General features: G+C 73.8%; 2 protein-coding genes and 2 pseudogenes. All 4 read right to left on the minus strand.

The annotated features are described in order from the left end of the window. Positions 1–299: pseudogene (locus VIU94_RS23930) on the minus strand (hypothetical protein); the annotation flags it as partial. 151 nt (positions 300–450) lie between these two features. Continuing rightward, complete coding sequence (cobJ, locus tag VIU94_RS23935; protein ID WP_331913953.1) at positions 451–1,935, minus strand: precorrin-3B C(17)-methyltransferase; 1,485 nt, start codon at positions 1,933–1,935, stop codon at positions 451–453. Beyond that, positions 1,932–2,585: a precorrin-8X methylmutase gene (locus VIU94_RS23940; protein WP_331913955.1), complete on the minus strand. Its 654-nt coding sequence runs from the start codon at positions 2,583–2,585 to the stop codon at positions 1,932–1,934. Before VIU94_RS23940 ends, cobJ begins: the two co-directional genes overlap by 4 nt. After that, positions 2,582–2,992 (minus strand): annotated as a pseudogene (locus VIU94_RS23945) (cobalamin biosynthesis protein CobG); the annotation flags it as partial. The gene VIU94_RS23940 and the pseudogene VIU94_RS23945, both read right to left, overlap by 4 nt.

A 2,992-nucleotide genomic window follows, 5' to 3' on the forward strand; every position in this document is an offset into this window, starting at 1 on the left:
GCGTTGAGGCGGAAGGGGCCGCCGGAGCCGAAGTCCCGGGTGAGGGACCAGCGGACGGAGAAGTTGTCGTTGGGCAGCGTGACGCCGGCCGGGTCGCCGTTGCCGTAGTTCTCGGCGATGGCCGAGTCGCAGGCGGTCAGCTTGGGCGTGCCGCTGAACGAGGTGTTGGCGAAGTACTGCGCCGTCCAGACCGGGGAGGTGCAGGTGACGGCGGCGGAAGCCGGGGTGGCGGTCAGCAGACCGCCGGCCGTGGCGAGCGCGGCGGTCAGGGCCGCGGCTCCCAGGCGGGTACGAGTCATCACAGAGAGTGGGGTCCTTTCCGGACCGACGTGTAACACCTGAAATGTACTGATGCCTGTGTGACCCGCGAGGCGGGGGCAGGGTTGCCCCAGCCCCCGCACTTTTTCGCCCGGACGTTCGGACGCTCGAATGCTCGAGCGTGGGCCCAACTCAGCTGTACCGGCGGGGCGTCCAGGTGATCGTCCTGCCGTCGCCCCGCTCGACCGCGCGCGTCTGCGAGGAGCCGATCAGCAGCAGGGTGCGCATGTCGACCTCGGACGGCTCCAGGGTCTTCAGGGTCACCACCCGCACCGACTCCTCCGGACCGCCGACGTCCCGCGCCACGACCACCGGCGTCTGGGGCGAGCGGAGCTCCAGGAGCAGCTCGCGGGCCGCGGCCACCTGGTGCGTACGGGACTTGGAGCCCGGGTTGTACAGCGCGAGCACCAGGTCCGCCTCGGCCGCCGCGCGCAGCCGCTTCGCGATCACGTCCCAGGGCTTGAGCCGGTCGGACAGCGAGATCGTCGCGTAGTCGTGGCCGAGCGGCGCGCCCGCTGCCGCGGCCGCCGCGTTCGCGGCCGTCACGCCCGGCAGCACCCGTACCGGCACGTCCGCGTACTCCGGCTCCGACGCGACCTCCAGGACCGCCGTCGCCATGGCGAACACGCCCGGGTCGCCGCCGGACACGACCGCCACCTTGCGGCCCCGCCGGGCGAGTTCGAGCGCGAACTCGGCGCGCTCGGACTCGACCTTGTTGTCCGAGCCGTGCCGCCGCTGCCCGGGCCGCAGCACCGGCACCCGGTCCAGGTAGGTGGTGTAGCCGACCAGATCGTCCGCGTTGACCAGCGCGCCGCGCGACTCGGGGGTGAGCCACGGTGCGCCCGCCGGGCCGGTGCCCACGACCACGACCTCGCCGCGCTCGCGGGCCGGAGGCTCCTGGTCGATCCGGGACGGCAGCACGGCCACCGAGAAGTACGGCACCGACTCCGGGTCCACGTCCACGAGCCGGCCGGTCCGCTCGCCCGCCATCGTGGCGCGCTCCACGTACCGCGCGTCCTCCAGCCGGCCGGCCCGCTCCAGGGCCCGCTTCACCGCAGGGAAGGTCCGGCCGAGCTTCATCACGACCGCCGAGTCCGTGCCGGCCAGCCGGGCCGTCAGCTCCTCCTCCGGCAGTGTGCCGGGGACGATCGTCAGCACCTCCTCGGCCTCGCACAGCGGCTCCCCGAGCCGGGCGGCGGCCGCGCTGACCGAGGTGACGCCGGGGATGACCTCGGTGTCGAAGCGGTGCGCGAGCCGCTTGTGCATGTGCTGGTACGAGCCGTAGAACAGCGGGTCGCCCTCGGCGAGCACGGCGACCGTGCGGCCCGCGTCGAGGTGCGCGGCGAGCCGCTCCGACGCCTCCTCGTAGAAGTCGTTCAGCGCGCCCCGGTAGCCGCCGGGGTGGTCGGTGGTCTCCACCGTGAGCGGGTACATCAGCCGCTCCTCGATGTGGTCCTCGCGGATGTGCTCCGCGGCGATCGAGCGCGCGATGGAGCGGCCGTGCCGGGCGGAGTGGTACGCGATCACGTCGGCGGACGCGATGGCCTTCACCGCCGCCACGGTCATCAGATTCGGGTCGCCGGGCCCGAGGCCCACCCCGTACAGCTTGCCGGTCACTTCTGGATCTCCGCTTCGTGCGCGATCGCGTTGATGGCGGCCGCGGTCATGGCGCTGCCGCCGCGCCGGCCGCGTACGACGAGGTATTCGAGCCCCAGCTCCTGGGCGGCCAGCGCGTCCTTCGACTCGGCCGCGCCGATGAAGCCGACCGGGATGCCGAGCACGGCGGCGGGCTTGCCCGCCCCCTTCGCGATCATCTCCAGGAGGTGGAACAGCGCGGTGGGCGCGTTGCCGATGGCGACGACCGAGCCTTCGAGACGGTCCCGCAGGACTTCGAGGGCGGCGGCGCTGCGGGTGGTGCCCAGCTTCGCGGCCAGCTCCGGCACCGACGGGTCGGACAGCGCGCAGAGCACCTCGTTGTCGGCGGGCAGCCGCTTGCGGGTGACGCCGCTGGCGACCATCTGCGCGTCGCACAGGATCGGCGCGCCGGCCCGCAGGGCGGCCCGGGCGTCGCTGACGACCCGCGGGGACCAGGCGAGATCGCGGACGAGATCGGTCATGCCGCAGGCGTGGATCATCCGTACCGCGACCTGGCTCACGTCGGCGGGCAGACCCGCGAGATCCGCCTCGGCGCGGATCGTGGCAAAGGACCGGCGGTAGATCTCCGCCCCGTCCTTCTCGTAGTCGAACATCCTGTTGCTCTCGCTCATCTCGTCGTTCGGGCCGTGGCGACCGCTTCGGACAGGGAGGTACGGGGGACGGGGACGCCGTTCACCAGGTAGCCGCCGTCGGCGGTGGCGAGGACGTCGACCCAGGTTCCGTGCGGGTGGCCGCAGCGGCGCTCGCACCCGGAGTGGTGGACGGGGAGCCCGGGGGCGACGGGGGCCGCGTCGGCGCGCACGTCCGCGAGGGACTTTGCGCAGCCGGGCCGCCCGGTGCAGGCGCTGACGCCGGCCCAGGGGGAGTCGGGGCGGGTGATGAGCCCGGCCGCTTCGAGGTCCGGCAGGCGTGCGGGGTCGGCCCCCACGACCACCGCGCCGCGCCACGGCGTGAGCCGTACTTCGTCGGCGGGCAGCAGCGCGCGCAACTGCCCGGCGGTGAGCCGCCCGAGCGGCGC

Source organism: Streptomyces sp., from assembly GCF_036566765.1.
Classification (GTDB): domain Bacteria; phylum Actinomycetota; class Actinomycetes; order Streptomycetales; family Streptomycetaceae; genus Streptomyces.